Origin of the sequence: Ruminococcus sp. RTP21484sp1_RTP21281st1_A8_RTP21281_210402, assembly GCF_040914025.1 — a bacterium.
Lineage (GTDB): Bacteria > Bacillota > Clostridia > Lachnospirales > Lachnospiraceae > Blautia_A > Blautia_A faecis.
The window spans coordinates 1-17,833 of the sequence record NZ_JBCPGE010000057.1; the positions used below are offsets into that span (position 1 = coordinate 1).

A 17,833-nucleotide genomic window follows, 5' to 3' on the forward strand; every position below is an offset into this window, starting at 1 on the left:
CTGAGCGTCTTAGTCGTAGTTAGTCATTAGCTTGCCGGAACGTTGCGACGCGCGGCGGTGAATATACATTGTGAAATTGCGTACGGGATAACGACCAACCAATTAAATAGCAAAAGAGCGAATTTCCAAGACCTCCCGCCTCTGGAAATTCGCTCTCTATAGTCACTCTGATTTAAACATTAGCAGTCTTTCTGCCGCAGCACTGTTTGTACTTCTTACCGCTTCCGCAAGGACACGGATCATTCGGATAAACCTTAATTTCTTTTCTCTGAACCGGCTTACGAACACTGGAATCATCCTTGTTGGTACCAGTAACCTTAGCCACCTGCTCACGCTCGATTTTCTGCTCCACATGAACATGATACAGCATTCTGACGGTGTCCTCCTGAATGGAAGTGATCATGCTGTTAAACATATCAAATGCGGCCATCTTGTACTCAACAACCGGATCTCTCTGTCCATAAGCAGTCAAACCGATACCCTGGCGGAGAATCTCCATGTCATCAATGTGATCCATCCACTTGCTGTCAATGCTCTTCAGAAGGATAACGCGCTCAAGCTCACGCAGCTGCTCTGGCTCCGGGAATTCGGACTCCTTCGCCTCGTAAAGCTTCACAGCCTCCTCCTTGATCAGATGCTTCATCTCATTCTTTTTCTTACCCTTAACCTTCTCAGCTGTAAGCGGCTCGATTGGGATGATCTGACGGAGAACACTGTTGAACTCATTCAGATCCCACTCTTCAGAATCTACATCCTCAGAGAAACACATATCTACTGCATTATCTACAATATCTGTAATCATCTTGTAGATGGCATCGCGCATGTTCTCGCCATCCAGCACCTGGCGGCGCTCTTTGTAGATGATCTCACGCTGCTCATTGTTAACCTGGTCGTAATCAAGAAGATTCTTACGAATACCGAAGTTGTTAAACTCGATTTTCTCCTGTGCCTTCTCGATGGCGTTGGAAAGCATCTTATGCTCAATCTGCTCATTCTCAGCTACACCAAGAGATGTGAACACCTTCATCAGACGCTCAGATCCGAACAGACGCATCAGATCGTCCTCAAGAGAAATATAGAAACGGGATTCTCCTGGATCTCCCTGACGTCCGGAACGTCCACGCAGCTGGTTATCAATACGTCTGGACTCATGACGCTCTGTACCGATAATCTTCAGACCGCCGGCTGCTCTTGATACATCGTCAAGCTTAATATCCGTACCACGACCTGCCATATTGGTTGCGATGGTAACGGCACCGGCCTGACCAGCCTGTGCTACGATCTCAGCCTCAAGCTCATGGAACTTGGCATTCAATACATTGTGCGGAATCCCTTCTCTCTTCAGCATACGGCTGATGAGCTCAGAAGTCTCAATGGTAATAGTACCAACCAGTACAGGCTGCTGCTTCTCATGAGCTTCCTTTACAGACTGGACAACTGCATTGAATTTCTCTTTCTTTGTCATATATACGGCATCGTCTAAATCCTTACGCTGAACCGGCTTATTGGTCGGGATCTCAACAACGTCCATAGCATAGATATCACGGAACTCTTTCTCCTCAGTAAGGGCAGTACCGGTCATACCGCCTTTCTTATCGTATTTGTTAAAGAAGTTCTGGAAGGTGATGGTTGCAAGGGTTTTGCTCTCGCGTTTTACCTTAACATGCTCTTTCGCCTCGATTGCCTGGTGGAGACCATCCGAATAACGACGGCCCGGCATGATACGTCCGGTAAACTCATCAACAATCATAACCTCGTCATCTTTTACAACGTAATCCTGGTCACGGTGCATCAGATTATGAGCACGAAGTGCAAGGATGATATTGTGCTGGATCTCAAGGTTCTCCGGATCTGCAAGATTCTCAATACTGAAGAATTTCTCAACCTTCTTCACACCCTGCTCGGTAAGGTTGACAATCTTATCCTTCTCATTTACAACAAAGTCACCGGTCTCGATAACTTCCTCACCCATGATAGCTGCCATCTTAGTCATCTCATGGCTGGCTTCTCCACGCTCCAGCTGCTGTGCAAGGATATCACAAACCTCATACAGCTTGGTGGATTTACCGCTCTGACCGGAAATGATCAGAGGTGTACGTGCCTCATCAATCAAAATGGAGTCGACCTCGTCGATGATACAGTAGTGAAGGTCACGCTGTACCAGCTGCTCCTTGTAGATAACCATGTTATCACGAAGATAGTCAAATCCAAGTTCGTTATTAGTAACATAAGTAATATCACAGTTATATGCCTCGCGGCGTTCTTCCGGCTTCATGTCGTTCAGAACTACGCCAACAGTCAGCCCAAGGAATCTATGAACCTGTCCCATCTCATCAGCATCACGTTTCGCCAGGTAATCATTGACTGTGACAACATGAACACCTTTGCCTTCCAGGGCATTCAGATAGGATGGCAATGTAGCCACAAGGGTCTTACCTTCACCAGTCTTCATCTCGGCGATACGGCCCTGATGAAGTACGATTCCACCGATAAGCTGTACTTCGAAATGCTCCATTCCAAGTACTCGCTTGGCTGCCTCACGAACGGTAGCAAATGCCTCTGGTAAAAGATCATCCAGGGTAGCTCCCTCATCCAGGCGTTTCTTAAACTCTCTTGTCTTACTGCGAAGTTCTTCGTCGGTTAATTTCTGCATTTCGGGACGCAGATCCTCGATTTTCTTAACGAGGGGCATGATACGCTTAACCTCTCGCTGGCTGCGGGTTCCGAAAACTTTTGAAAACATGTTCATTTAGCTTTTATACTCCTGTCTATCTTTTTAGATGCTATATTGTGTAATATAACTGATTTCATTTCATTTAAAATTATTTATTTTGTTTAACATACCAGTCTATTTTAACACTTTTTGTCATGGAAAACAATAAATATTTGATGAACAAAATATGTCTCCCATATGATATATTAAAGTAAAATGAATTTATACCCCAAATCAGCCTCAAATTATTTTATGTTTTAGGAGAATTTTTATATGATTTATCTTTTTCAGAAACTGGACTTAATTTCAAACGAATTGCTTCACCAGATGATTTTCTCATTGCCTGTTGCACGCAGGGAATATGTTCAACATTTTAAATTGCCGGAAGACCAGAAGCGTTCTGCCCTGGCCTGGCTGCTTTTGCGTTATGGACTTAAACAGGAATATGGTTTCCGGGAAATCCCGGATTTCCAGAAAACCTCTTCTGGGAAACCATTTTTCCGTGGGGAAAATATGCCGTTTTTTAATCTCAGCCACAGCGGAAATTTCGTAGGCTGTGCCTTGCATGACAGGGAAATTGGTCTGGATATCCAGAAGCTCACCGAGCCCCGGGAATCTCTTATCCGAAGAGTCTGCACTCAGGAGGAGCTTATTTCCCTAAAGTCCCCCCAGGATTTCTGCCGGATCTGGGCTATGAAGGAAAGCGCCGTCAAACTTACCGGAGAAGGGATCACCGGAAATTTCCGGGAGATTCTCACTCTGCATCCGAATATGCACACCCATACCATCCCATTAGAAAATGGGACCGGATTTCTGGCCTACAGTATTTATGACGAAAGCAAGCTCCCTGTCCGCGTACTATCCACCAGGGAGCTTGCTGAAGAATTACTTTAAAATTCAAATTTTTATCACTTTTTCATCAGGGAACGGATCATCCAGAAATCTGGTCACATGATACTGATCCGTTTCTGCCAGATGAAGCGACAGCAGTGCCAGACCAATTCCAGCTGCTCCGTCAAAGCAAAAAAACAAGGGCATGTGAAAAAACTTTCGTTTTTTCACATGCCCTTCCTATTCACCTGTTTTATTTTTCAAACAGATATATCTCTATTAATCCTCCGGCTCGATCAGTCCGTAGGTATTCCCCTTACGCTTGTAAACTACATTCACCTGATCAGTCTCTGCATTGCAGAATACGAAGAAATTATGTCCAAGAAGTTCCATCTGGACACATGCATCTTCTGGATACATAGGCTTGATATCGAATTTCTTGGTACGAATGATCTTAACCTCTTCGTCCTCTTCATAATCCTTGTCCAGATATGCTTTCTGGAAGTTGGCAGCTGACTGCTGCTTATCTACGATCTTGTTCTTGTATTTCCTGAGCTGACGTTCAATTACTTCCTCTACAAGGTCGATTGATACATACATATCGTTGCTGACCTGCTCGGAACGGATGATGTTGCCCTTAACCGGGATCGTCACCTCGATTTTCTGTCTTTCTTTTTCTACACTAAGAGTTACGACAACTTCAGTGTCAGGAGTGAAATACCTTTCCAGTTTACCGAGCTTATCCTCTACTGCTGTACGAAGCCCGTCTGTCACTGTGATGTTCTTTCCGCTGATAATGAATTTCATGCTTCCATCCCCTTTGCTGTTTGATGGGTATATTATAACACATTACTCTAAAAATTAACATCATTTTCTGAAAAAATTACGAATTTTTTCACATTTATAAATTACCTATCAATTTTTCAAATGGTATGGTGCCACCGAACAGATCCAGGGCACTTCCTACCGTCACATCCACTTTTCCGCCTGCTGCCATTTTGAGGTTCTGGATATCCTCCATGCTGCCAACGCCGCCAGCGTAAGTGACTGGGTGCCCATTGTATTCACCAAGCAACTTTGCCAGGGAAACTTCTATACCTTTTGCCTTGCCCTCCACATCCACTGCATGGATGAGAAATTCATCGCAATAGGCACCCAGCTTTTCCATCAGTTTCAGAGTTACCTCCTCCTCTGTAAATTTCTGCCAGCGGTCTGTGACTACATAGTATGCATCCTCTTTTTTACGACAGCTGAGATCAAGGACAAGGTGTTCTTTTCCGGCTGCATCTACCATCTTCTCCAGATTTTTCCAGGAAATATGGCCATCACGGAACACATAGGAGGTGACGATCACATGACTGGCTCCAGCAGCAAGATAATCTGCCGCATTGTCCGGGTTTACACCGCCTCCGATCTGAAGACCGCCTGGATACGCGCCCAGGGCCAGCATGGCCTGGGCTTTTGTAGCCTGGAAGTATTCAGAATCCGCACTGTTCAGAAGGATAATATGTCCTCCTTTCAGGCCTTTTTCTTTATACAAGGAAGCATAAAAAGCTGCATCCTGCTCTGACACAAAATTCTCCTGTGCCTGGTTTCCCGCATCCTTCAGGCTTCCTCCTACGATCTGCTTTACCTTTCCATTATGTATATCTATGCATGGACGAAATTTCATGATGATCCTCCTTTTCTTGCATTGCAATTAAGTTGTAGCTATCCTGTATTTTGCTCACAAATTTATTGAAATCATATCACAAAAAGGCGTTGAATGAAACACCTCTCTTCATTCAACACCTTTTCATTTTACCTCTATTTTTTTATTATCTTCCATTCGCTGCATTATCCACAGCATCTCCAACATCTTCTACAGCGTTGCCCACACCTTCACCAACATCACGGACACCATCAGCTACTCCATCACCTAATTCTTCCACACCTTCTCCGAGAGCACCGGAAACGGAATTGTTATTGTCTGTCACATTATCACCGGGAACATCTGCATCTCCGGCAGTGCCTGCATCATCTGGTACTGCGGTATCAGCAGTTCCAGCTCCGTCTGCACCATTATTTACGCTGTCGCCCGCGTCATCCACCATGTTTTCATCCTCTGCAGTTCCATTCTCCACGTTATCCTTATCAATGGCGTCCTCATTTGCATTATTTTGAACCTCATCCGCTGCATTGTTATTGTCATTTCCACAGGCTGTAAGCATACATAATGTAAATACCAGCAAAGTACCTATGAGCATTCGTTTCATTTTTTTCATCTCATCTGTCTCCTTTTCTTATTTTCAGCTGAAAACACGTTACTGTCCACTTTCGCGAAAATGACCGTTCCGCCTGGCGGAACTCAGCCTGCGAACAGTAAACATTGCTGTATGCTCCTAATATGTACAGATGAGAAAGAAACTATTCTGGAAGAAATTTACATTTTAAAAATCCATCAATCCGGACATTTCCATTCTTCACTTATCACTGTTGTTTCCGCACGATCCTGCCGCTTTTGGAATTTCTCCACACGTCATGGGCTACCGCAATCTCTCCGCCCACCAGCACATAATCAAATCCTGTACAATACTGGTTTGGATTCTGGAAATCTGCATGAACATTTAACCGGTCCAGATGAAATACATTGATATCTGCGGGCATTCCTTTTTCCAGGATTCCCAGAGGAAGACCCAGAACATGCGCCGGTTTTGCCGTCATCTTATACACAGCATCTTCTATGGAAAAAATCTTTTTATCACGCACATAAGCGGTAAGCAGCTTCGGAAAAGCCCCGTAAACTCTGGGATGATATTTGCCCCCTGCGGGATAGATCGCATCTGAGATCAGATTTGCCCGGCTGTCTTTCAAAAAATACAGCATGTCCTCCTCTGAGGCAATGGTATCCAGCATGGTAACCTGGCAGCGCTCTTCCAGGAGAATGTCATACAGGGTATCATAAGGATCCTGTCCAAACTGCTCTGCGATCTTCGCAATAGACTGTCCTGCAAAGCTGCCGAATTTCTCCGTATGTAAAGTGCTGGCATAGATCATATCAAAGCCAGCCAGCTCCACAATGTTCTCAAAAATATCGGAAGGCTGCTTCAGCACCTTCGTAATCTCCTTCCTGCAAAACGGATCTGCCAGCCTTGCGCAGATTGCATCGGTACCGCCCTCCTGAAACTGTGGGGGAAGAAGATGTACCAGCTGGGTGGAACCAGTCAGATAGGGATACAGGTCAAAATCCACCTTCACGCCCCGCTCTGCCGCCTGGTCAAACAGCTTCAGGATTTTCACCGGAGTCCCGCCCCAGTTTTTCCGCCCGATACACTTCATATGGCTTACATGCAAGGGAATCTGCAGCTCTTCCGCCACGGAAATCACTTCCTGCAGAGCCAGCAGGATTCCATCTCCTTCATTTCGGATATGGGTGGTAATGGGAATGTCCGTCCCCTTCAAGGGCTGCAGTGCTTCCACAAGCCCATCTCTGTCATATTCAAATTCCGGGGCATAGGCAATTCCAAGGCTGATTCCAAGCGCTCCTGCTGACAGAGCTTCCTCCACAGCCTTCCACACCTGATGTAATTCTTCCTTGGAAAGCTTCCCGGAAGCATAGCCTTTTACACTGGCGCGGATGGTTCCATTTCCTGCAAGCATTCCAGTGTTGACGCTGCGCTTTTCTTTTCCAAGAGCTGACATGTAGGCGGACATGGTTGACATAATTCTAAGAGCAGCTATCTCGATTTCTTTCTCTGAAATTCCGCAAGACTCCTCTTTCTTTTTTGAGAAAAGTACACCTTCGGTATCATCTGTATTTTCATCTTTTCCCCAACGAAAATCCCCAGTCACACTGCTGAGAAATCTGGCAATCTCTTTCCCAAATTTCTCCCCGGCCGGAGCCACCGAAAGCCCACAGTTTCCATTCACAACAGTCGTCAGTCCCTGCCGGTTCAAAAGCTCATCATCCCCGTTTCCAAAGGCCTGCCAGTCTCCGTGTCTGTGAATGTCAAGGAAGCCGGGGGTTATATAACCACCGGCCGCATTCAAAACACGCTCTTTTGGAAAATCGGCTGGAATCTCCACATGAGTTCCCACTTCCGCAATTTTCCCATTTTCTATTACAAGATCTCCATGAAATGGCTTTTCCTTTTTCCCATTTACGATCCAGCCATCTTTGATTATGTAGTCCATCCCGAATTACCTTTCCTCAACTTTCCTGATAAACTGACGAATACGATCATTCTTCGGATGCTCAAAAAACTCTTCCGGAGGCGCATCCTCCACGATCACGCCATCTTCCATAAACAAAATCCGATCCGCTACTTCTCTGGCAAAATTCATCTCATGGGTGACAATGACCATGGATACTCCTTCCGCTGCTACTTTACGGATAACACTTAAGACCTCTCCAACCAGTTCCGGATCCAGTGCGCTGGTAGGCTCATCAAAAAGGATCACTTCCGGATTCATAGCCATTGCTCTTGCGATCGCAACCCTCTGCTGCTGGCCGCCGGAAAGATTCTTTGCCATTGCCTCTTCCCTGCCTTCCAGCCCAACCATTTTCAGCAAATCTTTTGCCTTTGCAATTGCCTCCTGTTTGGGAACTTTTTTCACATGGACCGGTGCCTCGATCACATTCTGCAGCACACTCATATGGGTAAAAACGTTAAATCTCTGGAAAACCATTCCAATATGCTGCCGCAGCTCATGCAGTGCCTGACCGGAATTCACAGGTTTTCCCATATAATCGATTTCGCCGCTGTCGTAGGTTTCCAGCTGGTTGATACACCGGAGAATTGTGGATTTACCAGAACCGCTGGGACCAAGGATTGCAATCTTTTCCCCTTTATGTATGTCAAAACCGATTTCCTTCAGCACCTGAAGATCCCCAAAGCTTTTGCTGATATTTTTTACACTTAAAATAACATCTTCTGCCATTTATGCCATCCTCCTTTCCAAAACTCCTGCAATCTGGGTAAATATAGTTGTCAGGATCAGATATAATACCGCAACAGCTATGTACGGCTCAAAATAGTGGAAAGAATTATAAGCGATCAGGGTTCCCTCTCTTGTCAGCTCTGTCAAAGTGATGGCGGACAAAATAGAGGTATTTTTGATGGTGGCAATAAACTGGTTTACAAGAGGAAGAATGCAGATCTTGGTTGCCTGTGGTGCCACAATTCGAAGCATTTCCAGATGCCAGGGCATTCCAAGTGCTTTGGCTGCTTCTCTCTGCCCCGGGTCAATAGCATGGATACCGGAACGGACAATTTCTGCAATGTATGCGCCTGTATTTAAAGACATGGAAAGCACACCTGCTGTCATAGCGCTGAAAGTAATGCCCAGGTTTGGCAAACCGAAATAGATCAGAAATGCCTGCACCATCAGCGGGGTTCCTCTCCAGATCCAGATGTACAGCTGTGCCAGTCTGGATACCACTTTTATATGGCTGTCCCTCATCAGCGCAAGCACAACGCCCAGAATCGTACCAAAAATAAGCGTGAGAACCGATATTTCCATCGTCACTGCGCATCCCTGGAGCAGTGATGTCATTTTGTCAAATACAAGTGACCATTTCAATGTTACCATACTATTTCCCCTGTGACCAGTAATTATAGCCGGTTTATCCTTTCTTCCTTACTTTTCCGGTATTACTGTTCACTCCGTGACCAGTAACGCGCTTCGCGATGCACAGAAAGACGAACCTTCTTGTGACAAGCACAAGAAGTAGCGTTTGCTGCGCAAACTTAATTCTCGGGTTTTCTGTGAACTTTGTTCACAAAAACACCTCGCGGAATGTTACCAGTGAACAGTAACTTTCCGGTTACTGTTCACTTTGTTCACAGCAACTTGTTTTCTGCATAGAAGTATATGCCTGTTTTATTCAGCGGTTTCCGCATCTTCTGCTGCAGCTGCTTCTTCTCCCTCACCGGAAGCATCGATCCATTTTGTCCAGAGTGTATCATAAGTGCCGTCTGCATAATACTCGTCAATACATTCATTGATAAATGCAAGAAGATCATCTTTTCCCTTCTGTACGGCAATGGCGTTCTCTGCGTGGGTAAATGGATCACACACGATTTTGGCACCTTCGTATTCCTGGGAAAGGATCTTCTGGTTCAAAAGGTCGTTTACCACAACGTCCACACGACCAGCCAGAAGATCTGATACACATCCTACTGTATCCTTGTACTGAACAATCTCATAGGAAACATCCGGATTCTCATCCAGAAAGCTCTGCACTACATTATAAGAAGTTGCGCCCTCTTTTACGGCAACCTTCAGACCATCGCAGTTATGCTATCCCAATTTCCAGCTTTACTAACGCAAAAAGGACCGCCCTGTGGCAGCCCTTTCTGCATGGCAGAAATGCGATATTGCATTTCTCTCTTATGAAGTTTCGGTACGTTATGGAAACAAGTGCAAAAATGCTTTATCAGCAAATACTCTGACCTGCCATACCATAAACGCAAAAAACGGAGCAAACTCTCTAAGTAGTTTGCTCCGTTGCAACTTATGATGGAATTATAGCAAACACATTGCTATCTGTAAATCCATAAATTCAGCAATTATTTTGTATGCATTTTACAATTTTTGTATATTTCTGTTAACCTTCGATCACGTTGCTCATATCATATCTTCCAGCTGGTTTTCCGGCAAGATATTTCGCTGCTTCTACAGCACCCTTGCCAAATACAGCCTTAGAATATGCTGTGTGCTTAAATTCGATCACTTCATCCGGTCCGGCAAAAATCACTTCATGCTCGCCAACAATAGAGCCTCCGCGAACTGCGGAAATACCGATCTCCTTAGCGTCACGTTTCTCTCTTCTCTGGCTGCGGTCATATACGTAATGATACTGGTTGTCCATTGCCTCGTTCAGACTATCTGCAAGGGCAAGAGCTGTTCCGCTTGGTGCATCCACTTTCAGGTTATGGTGCTTCTCTACAATCTCCATGTCAAAACCAGCTGCTGCCAAAACCTTAGCTGCATCCTGAACCAGTTTCAAAAGAGTATTGATTCCAAGGGACATGTTGGCAGATTTCAGAACGGCGATCTTTTTTGCACTCTCTTCTACTCTTGCAAGCTGCTCTTCACTTAAACCTGTGGTGCAAAGAACTACCGGCATATTTTTCTTCTCGCAGTAGTCCATCAGCTTATCAAAAGCCTTCGGGGAGGAAAAATCGATAACAGCATCTGCTTCCACCTGGCAATCGTCAATGTTTGTGAATACCGGATAGCTGTTTTTCCCCTGGTCTGCAATGTCGATTCCTGCTACGATCTGGGCATTTGCATCCTTCTCAACAATATTGGAAATAACCTGTCCCATATGACCGTTACATCCGTGCATGATAATTTTAACCATTTTATTTTTTCCTTTCTTACTGTAAATTAACGAGCTTGTAAAAATTATTTCAACAATATACGCGCTCTGTTTTTCTCTGCTTACATATTACAAAGAAATCCCGTCAGCCGCTGTCAGACAATATGCTGCCGCACACCAGAGCTGACAGGCTCTGTCCGGGATTTCAACATTATTTATGCAAGCTTAATTCCGTAATCAGCAAGAGCTTTTTTCAGTCTCTCCTCGTTCTCCGGCTCCATCTCACAAAGAGGCATACGGGTCGGTCCCACTTTCCAGCCCATCAGGTTCAGGGCAGTCTTAACCGGAATCGGGTTTACCTCGCAGAACAGTGCATTGATAAGAGGAACAGCCTCAAGCTGAAGTCTGGCAGCACCAGCAAGGTCTCCCTCCATAAATTTCATAACCATGTCATGTGTATTCTTCGGAGCAACATTGGATAAAACAGAGATTACTCCAAGTCCGCCAAGGGAAAGAATCGGAAGTACCTGGTCATCATTTCCGGAATAAAGCTCGAGAGCTCCGTCAGCCATGGACATCATCTTGGCGATCTGGGAAAGATCTCCGCTTGCAGCCTTGATTCCCACAATGTTCTTCACATTCTTCGCAAGAGCAACTGCTGTAGCAGGCTGGATATTGCAGCCTGTACGACTTGGCACATTATACATAATGATCGGAGTTTCCGGTACAGAATTGGCAATCTCTGTATAATGACGGATAAGACCCTTCTGGCTTGCCTTGTTGTAATATGGAGTCACGATCAGAAGTGCATCAGCGCCATAAGAAGCAGCTTCCTGCGACATCATGACTGCAGTCTCTGTGCAATTAGAACCGGTACCTGCAATAACAGGAACTCTTCCAGCTACCTTGTCAATTGCAAATTTGATGGTCTGGAGATGTTCTCCGTGTGTCAATGTAGAAGACTCGCCTGTAGTGCCGCAGATAACGATTGCATCTGTGCTGTTCGCAATCTGATATTCCAGAAGTTCTTCCAGTTTCTCATAATTTACCTTTCCATCTTCATGCATCGGGGTTACAATTGCAACGGCTGCACCTTTGAAAATTGCCATATTATTTCCTCCTATTCATCTTTATCATGAGTTCTGCTCTCTTCCAAGAGTGGTAATGGTAGTCACACTGTCCACATAATCCAAAATGCCAGGGTCTACCCGATTTCCTGTAAGTATCAAATGCATAGATTCGTCCTTCTGTTTCAAAAGCCCGACAACCATATCAACAGTAGCAATATGCTTATCCAGAAGTCCCAGAATTTCATCCAGTACCAGGAAATCACATTCCTGTGTAGCAATCACTTTACGGGCAAAATTTAAACCATTGAGAATATTGCGCTCCTCTTCAACCTGCTCTTCCTCATTCAACTGGTCGTAACAGGTCTCCATCTTTTCGAAGCGGAAGATCTTGATATCCAGCTGATCCAGTTCTTCCAGAAAGTCCAGCTCGCGCCGTTCATTTCCTTTCAGGAACTGAATGATGATCACACTTTTGCCCTGAGAAGATGCCCGCAGTGCCTGACCAATTGCCAGTGTGGTCTTACCTCTGCCATTTCCGCAATATACTTCTGTTATTTCTTTTTCCATACTGATTCCTCTTATTGTTAAAAATAATGTTACCGTCTGCCATAGATCAATAACATTCCTCGCAATGCCGTCTCCGCAAATGATACCATTCATTCAGATATCGCGCTTTGCAAATAGAAACCGCAAACTGCGCCATTTTTAATATGCTTATATTACCGCAAAACCAGCAGAAATGCAAGCAGAAGAAACTTGGAGAAAAATTGGGCTGGCTGCCTTCCATAAAGCAACTAGCAGACCATGGCGTATTTCCCGCCACTGCAGTTGGTTTACACATACTCCAGCTTGCTCACCGATACCTCATAAGCGATTCTCTTCTGTGTCTCATTTTCCCCGATTCGCTTCATGTATTCCCTGCTTTGGATCCTGCCCCAGATCAGTACATGACCGCCCACTTCAAAGGCTGAAGCATAGCGGGCATTTCGTCCCCAGCAAATACACGGTATGTAATCTGATTTTCCATAAGGTCGGTTCACTGCAAGAAGCAGATCGGCAATCTCTCTTCCCAGCGGTGTTTTCCGGTAAACAGGCGGCTTACAGATATATCCGTCCAGGAAAATCTGGTTTACCGGTGCCAGAGAATCCTCTTCTTCCAGAAATTTTAATTCCCGTGCAAATGCGGAAAGCACCAGCCGGTTGTGTTTTTCTTCATGACGGTTATAGGAACGGAACTGTCCGTGAATTTCCACATACTGTCCCACGTAATCCTGGGTAACGTCCACCAGCCTTTCAGATACCATCACCGGAATCCTGTCTTCAGAATCGCTAAGCCTCTTTACCAGAAGATCCATGGTATAAAATCCTTCTCCGTAAACCTGGTGGCTGAATGTGAAACCTGTAACGATTTTTCCCGTGATGGAAACCTGATTGTTTTCAATAATTTTATCTGCCATGTTGTAGTTCTCCTTCCTTATTTTCACTTTTTTCTGCAGACATATAATACTTGTCTTACTTGTTGGTCTATAATATCTATGAGAAAATCACCCTGTTTAGAACCAGAAATTTAAAATATTTTTTTCATAGAAATTCAAAAATTTTTTTTCAACACCTTGTAATTCGCGAAAAATGTGGTAAACTGAGGTTTTGGACAATATAAAGAAGAAACTACATTAATATGGAAAGAAAGAGGCAGAATCCCTCTGCCCGATAAAGAAAGGATTTCGATTTTTATGAAGACGAAACGCGAAGATGTACGTAACGTAGCCATCATTGCCCACGTTGACCATGGTAAAACCACTCTGGTAGACCAGCTTCTGAAACAGAGCGGTGTTTTCCGTGCCAATCAGGAGGTTCAGGAACGTGTCATGGACTCCAACGATATTGAGAGAGAGCGTGGTATCACAATTCTCTCCAAGAACACAGCAGTTCATTACAAAGACACAAAGATCAACATTATCGATACCCCAGGACATGCTGACTTCGGCGGCGAGGTTGAGCGTGTACTGAAAATGGTAGACGGCGTTATCCTTCTGGTTGACGCTTTCGAAGGCGCTATGCCTCAGACCAAATTCGTTCTGAAAAAAGCTCTTGAGCTGGATCTGCACGTAATCGTCTGCATTAATAAGATAGACCGTCCAGAAGCAAGGCCAGACGAGGTTGTTGACGAGGTTCTGGAACTTCTTATGGATCTTGGTGCTTCCGATGAGCAGCTCGACTGCCCATTCCTCTATGCATCTGCAAAAACAGGACACGCTGTTCTGGATCTGAAGGATACACCAGAGAACATGGAGCCGCTGTTTGAGGCTATTCTGAAATACATTCCGGCTCCGGAGGGAGACCCGGATGCAGACACACAGGTACTGATCAGTACCATTGATTATAACGAATATGTTGGACGTATCGGCGTTGGTAAGGTTGAGAGCGGCACTATTGCCGTAAACCAGGAGCTTACTCTTCTGAACCACCACGATCCGGACAAAAAACAGAAGGTTAAGATCAGCAAGCTTTATGAGTTTGACGGTCTGAATAAAGTTGAGGTAAAAGAGGCAACTATCGGATCAATTGTTGCAATTTCCGGTATTGCTGAAATTCATATCGGAGATACCCTTTGCGGCGGAGATAACCCGGAGGCAATTCCATTCCAGAAGATTTCTGAGCCGACTATCGCCATGAACTTCCTGGTAAATGACAGCCCGCTTGCAGGACAGGAGGGTAAATACATCACCTCCCGTCATCTCCGTGACAGACTTTACAGAGAGTTGAACACAGATGTCAGCCTTCGCGTAGAAGACACTGAGACAACTGAGTGCTTTAAGGTTTCCGGACGTGGTGAGCTTCATCTTTCCGTTCTTATTGAGAATATGAGACGTGAGGGATATGAATTTGCAGTCAGCAAGCCAGAGGTACTTTACAAAATTGATGAACGTGGCAAGAAATTAGAGCCAATGGAAATTGCCTACATTGATGTTCCGGAGGAATTTTCCGGTACCGTTATCCAGATGCTCAGCGAGCGTAAGGGTGAACTGCAGGGAATGAGCACTGCAAGCGACGGTTCCGTTCGTCTTGAGTTCCACATTCCTTCCCGTGGACTGATTGGTTTCCGAGGAAATTTCCTTACTTCCACAAAGGGAACTGGTATTATCAATACTATTTTTGATGGCTATTCTCCATATAAGGGAGATTTCCAGTATCGTAAACAGGGTTCCCTAATTGCTTTCGAGGGCGGCGAGGCTGTTACTTATGGTCTGTTTGCAGCTCAGGAGCGTGGTACTTTATTTATCGGACCTGGTGCAAAGGTTTACAGTGGTATGGTTATCGGACAGAATGGCAAGGCAGAGGATATCGAGCTGAATGTCTGCAAGACCAAGCATCTGACCAATACTCGTTCCTCTTCTGCTGATGAGGCACTGAAACTGACTCCGCCAAGAGTTCTCAGTTTGGAGCAGGCTATTGAGTTTATCGATACAGATGAGCTTCTGGAGGTTACTCCAAGCAGCCTTCGTATCCGTAAGAAGATTCTGGATTCCCGTGATCGTAAGAGAGCTTCTATTAAGAAAAATGCGTAAGGGATTATAAGAAAATAGAGCAGATAGATCTTAGGTTGAGTAAGATTTATCTGCTCTTTTGTATAATTGCGATTTAGTGAGTTGGTCGTTATTCCGGACGCGATTTCACAATGTATATTCACCGCCGCGCGTCCAGGTGTTCCGGCAAGCTAATGACTTACGGAGACTAAGACGCTCAGAAAAGCCTTCGCGCCTAAGTCTCCGTAAGTCATGGATCTCGCCTCCACTAAAACCGCTCCTAAAATGCGCGGCTTGCGAATATACATTGCAAAATCGCTGGTTACTGGAAAGGCAAGCCCTTACAATTCTTTTTTTAGTTTATAGAAGTCCTTCACAGCCTTCCAGCCAATTTTCACAATCTTCTTCACATTAATGGAATTAGTTCCGCCCTGTCTGGGTTTGAAGGTGATTTCAATGAATTTAACTTTCTCTTTGTAATGGACGAAGTATGTTGTAAACATAATGTTGGGGATGTTGAAATCTTCTGGGAGTTTGTCGATATATTTGGCTACCAGGCTGGATTTCATCAGGCGGTACGGCGCATTGGCGTCGGAAACTTTTACACCGAAGATCATTCTCAGCAGAAAGCATACAACATTCTCTACGAATTTTCTGGATTTTCCGTCGCCACGTACAGCGCGGCTGCCGATTATTGCATCATACCGGCCCCTCTGGTTCCAAAATGGCTCGAATTCGTCTGGATTGGTCTGACCGTCGGAATCAGTCTGGAAAATATAATCGGCTTTCTGCCGGATGGCGTAGCGATATCCATAAAGTACTGTAGGACCGTGACCGCCGTTTGGTTTATCCAGTGGGACAAGAAGGGGTCTTGTAGCGGCACATTTCTGCAGAAGTTCGTAGGTGTTGTCTTTACTTCCATCGTTAATAATCACCAGTCTGGAATTTCCCTCGTCGTTATGACGTTCCACTACTGGGTACCACTGGTCAATGGTTTTCTCAATATTCTCCGATTCATTATATGCCGGAATTACGATATATAAACTGGACATAACTTCCTCCCATTTACTGATTTTTCAAACAGGCTTTAAGCTTTAACAGCATATCTTTAACCGTACTTTATATATCATATTGTAACTGTTCAGTACCTTCACTGCTACACGCTTCGCGGTACACAGAAATCACGCTTTCAGCCCAAATTCTTCTGCTAATTTTCCAAACTGGGGCAAAGAGTTCATAATCGTGTCATACGATACACAATAAGCCAGTCTTACATATCCAGGGCAGGCAAAGGAGCTTCCTGGCACCATAAGGATATTGTATTTTTTGCCAGCTTCGCAGAAGGCTTTTTCATCTGTAACTGGAGATTTCACGAATAAATAAAACGCTCCCTGTGGCTTGATACATTCAAATCCCAGTTCTTTCAGTCCATTGTAAAGAGCAAGGCGGTTCTTGTCGTAAGCTGCCACATCTACCTCTGCATCTACGCATTTCGCGATTACTTTCTGGATCAGGGATGGAGCATTTACGCAGCCGATAGTACGATTAGCAATGGCTGCTGCTGCGATCAGTTCCTCGCTTCCGTCTGCCTCGTCTGGAATAACCAGATAACCGATACGCTCACCTGGAAGAGAAAGGGATTTGCTGTAGGAATAGCCTACGATTGTATTTGCATAATATTTTGTCAGATAGGGTACCTGTACGCCGTCATAGGCCAGTTCTCTATATGGCTCATCAGAAATCAGGTAAATCACTGTGCCAAATTCTTTCTGCTTCGCTTCCAGAATTGACGTAAGTTTCCTGATTGTTTCTTCTGAATAAACAACTCCAGTCGGATTGTGAGGAGTATTCACAATGACAGCACGGGTCTTCGGTGTGATTTTCTCCTCAAATTCCTTCAGATTCGGCTGGAATGTGGTAGTATCCGGTGAGATTTCCACAAGATTGCCGTCATAATTGCGTACATATGCACCATACTCCAGAAAATAAGGTGCAAAAACGATCACCTCTTCTCCAGGATTCAGGATTGTCTTAAATGCTACGTTCAATCCGCTGGCTGCACCAACTGTCATGATCAGATTTTTTGCTGCAAAAGAAGTGCCAAATCGACGGTTCAGGGACTCTGCAATTGTCTGGCGAACATCCTCGAATCCTGCATTGCTCATATAGCCATGGAGAACTGTCGGTTCTTCCTCATTTACCAGATCAATAATGGCCTGACGAACACAATCCGGTGCGGGAACGCTTGGATTTCCAAGGCTGAAATCAAATACATTTTCCGGTCCGTAAATCGCGCGAAGGCGATTGCCTTCCTCGAACATCATACGGATTGCAGAATTGTTTTTTACATATGGTTTCATTTTTTCTGCTATCATTTTATGTCACT

Annotated in this window: 17 protein-coding genes; 2 read left to right on the top strand and 15 right to left on the bottom strand. The window is 44.8% G+C overall.

Features of this window, described 5'->3' with window-relative positions; translation table 11 throughout:
- Positions 1 to 172: 172 nt before the first annotated feature.
- On the bottom strand, positions 173 to 2,749 hold the full coding sequence (gene secA / locus AB5170_RS19610) for a preprotein translocase subunit SecA (protein WP_173717579.1): 2,577 nt from the start codon (positions 2,747 to 2,749) through the stop codon (positions 173 to 175).
- 237 nt (positions 2,750 to 2,986) lie between these two features.
- Here secA and AB5170_RS19615 point away from each other — a divergent pair, with 237 nt between their 5' ends.
- Positions 2,987 to 3,607 (top strand): 4'-phosphopantetheinyl transferase superfamily protein, encoded by a 621-nt coding sequence (locus AB5170_RS19615; RefSeq protein ID WP_173717594.1) that lies wholly within the window; start codon positions 2,987 to 2,989, stop codon positions 3,605 to 3,607.
- A 3-nt stretch (positions 3,608 to 3,610) separates the two neighbouring features.
- Here the strand turns inward: AB5170_RS19615 and AB5170_RS19620 are convergent, their stop codons facing one another.
- From AB5170_RS19620 to AB5170_RS19675, 12 genes are all read right to left on the bottom strand, one after another.
- Complete coding sequence (locus AB5170_RS19620; protein ID WP_173772082.1) at positions 3,611 to 3,775, bottom strand: hypothetical protein; 165 nt, start codon at positions 3,773 to 3,775, stop codon at positions 3,611 to 3,613.
- Positions 3,776 to 3,823: 48 nt separating this feature from the next.
- Entirely contained in the window at positions 3,824 to 4,351 is a 528-nt protein-coding gene (gene raiA, locus AB5170_RS19625; RefSeq protein WP_118582188.1) for a ribosome-associated translation inhibitor RaiA, read from the bottom strand.
- 94 nt (positions 4,352 to 4,445) lie between these two features.
- A complete protein-coding gene (gene hisA, locus AB5170_RS19630; protein WP_173716860.1) occupies positions 4,446 to 5,216 on the bottom strand; it encodes a phosphoribosylformimino-5-aminoimidazole carboxamide ribotide isomerase in 771 nt (256 codons plus the stop codon).
- Between the two features lie 145 nt (positions 5,217 to 5,361).
- Positions 5,362 to 5,808 (bottom strand): lipoprotein, encoded by a 447-nt coding sequence (locus AB5170_RS19635; RefSeq protein ID WP_118582182.1) that lies wholly within the window; start codon positions 5,806 to 5,808, stop codon positions 5,362 to 5,364.
- Positions 5,809 to 6,013: 205 nt separating this feature from the next.
- On the bottom strand, positions 6,014 to 7,717 hold the full coding sequence (locus AB5170_RS19640) for an amidohydrolase family protein (protein WP_195380088.1): 1,704 nt from the start codon (positions 7,715 to 7,717) through the stop codon (positions 6,014 to 6,016).
- A 6-nt stretch (positions 7,718 to 7,723) separates the two neighbouring features.
- Positions 7,724 to 8,464, bottom strand: a complete 741-nt coding sequence (locus AB5170_RS19645; RefSeq protein WP_207741815.1) for an amino acid ABC transporter ATP-binding protein — start codon at positions 8,462 to 8,464, stop codon at positions 7,724 to 7,726.
- Positions 8,465 to 9,115: an amino acid ABC transporter permease gene (locus AB5170_RS19650; RefSeq protein WP_118582170.1), complete on the bottom strand. Its 651-nt coding sequence runs from the start codon at positions 9,113 to 9,115 to the stop codon at positions 8,465 to 8,467.
- A 291-nt stretch (positions 9,116 to 9,406) separates the two neighbouring features.
- A complete protein-coding gene (locus AB5170_RS19655) occupies positions 9,407 to 9,811 on the bottom strand; it encodes an ABC transporter substrate-binding protein (protein ID WP_195380090.1) in 405 nt (134 codons plus the stop codon).
- A 322-nt stretch (positions 9,812 to 10,133) separates the two neighbouring features.
- Positions 10,134 to 10,892: a 4-hydroxy-tetrahydrodipicolinate reductase gene (dapB, locus tag AB5170_RS19660; RefSeq protein WP_148461017.1), complete on the bottom strand. Its 759-nt coding sequence runs from the start codon at positions 10,890 to 10,892 to the stop codon at positions 10,134 to 10,136.
- A 173-nt stretch (positions 10,893 to 11,065) separates the two neighbouring features.
- Positions 11,066 to 11,959 (bottom strand): 4-hydroxy-tetrahydrodipicolinate synthase, encoded by an 894-nt coding sequence (gene dapA / locus AB5170_RS19665; RefSeq protein ID WP_118582161.1) that lies wholly within the window; start codon positions 11,957 to 11,959, stop codon positions 11,066 to 11,068.
- A 24-nt stretch (positions 11,960 to 11,983) separates the two neighbouring features.
- The gene (locus AB5170_RS19670) at positions 11,984 to 12,487 is read right to left on the bottom strand and encodes a cob(I)yrinic acid a,c-diamide adenosyltransferase (protein ID WP_118582158.1); all 504 of its coding nucleotides are present in this window, start codon (positions 12,485 to 12,487) and stop codon (positions 11,984 to 11,986) included.
- Positions 12,488 to 12,753: 266 nt separating this feature from the next.
- Positions 12,754 to 13,377 carry a single-stranded DNA-binding protein gene (locus AB5170_RS19675; RefSeq protein ID WP_118582155.1) on the bottom strand — a complete coding sequence of 208 codons (624 nt, stop codon included), beginning with the start codon at positions 13,375 to 13,377 and terminating at the stop codon, positions 12,754 to 12,756.
- A gap of 276 nt (positions 13,378 to 13,653) precedes the next feature.
- Here AB5170_RS19675 and typA point away from each other — a divergent pair, with 276 nt between their 5' ends.
- Positions 13,654 to 15,489 (top strand): translational GTPase TypA, encoded by a 1,836-nt coding sequence (gene typA, locus AB5170_RS19680; RefSeq protein WP_118582152.1) that lies wholly within the window; start codon positions 13,654 to 13,656, stop codon positions 15,487 to 15,489.
- Positions 15,490 to 15,788: 299 nt separating this feature from the next.
- On the opposite strand, the gene AB5170_RS19685 is transcribed toward typA, so the two are convergent.
- Together AB5170_RS19685 and AB5170_RS19690 are read right to left on the bottom strand one after the other, a co-directional pair.
- Positions 15,789 to 16,499: a glycosyltransferase family 2 protein gene (locus tag AB5170_RS19685; protein ID WP_148461016.1), complete on the bottom strand. Its 711-nt coding sequence runs from the start codon at positions 16,497 to 16,499 to the stop codon at positions 15,789 to 15,791.
- A gap of 129 nt (positions 16,500 to 16,628) precedes the next feature.
- Entirely contained in the window at positions 16,629 to 17,822 is a 1,194-nt protein-coding gene (locus AB5170_RS19690; protein WP_173735282.1) for a pyridoxal phosphate-dependent aminotransferase, read from the bottom strand.
- Between the last annotated feature and the right edge of the window lie 11 nt (positions 17,823 to 17,833).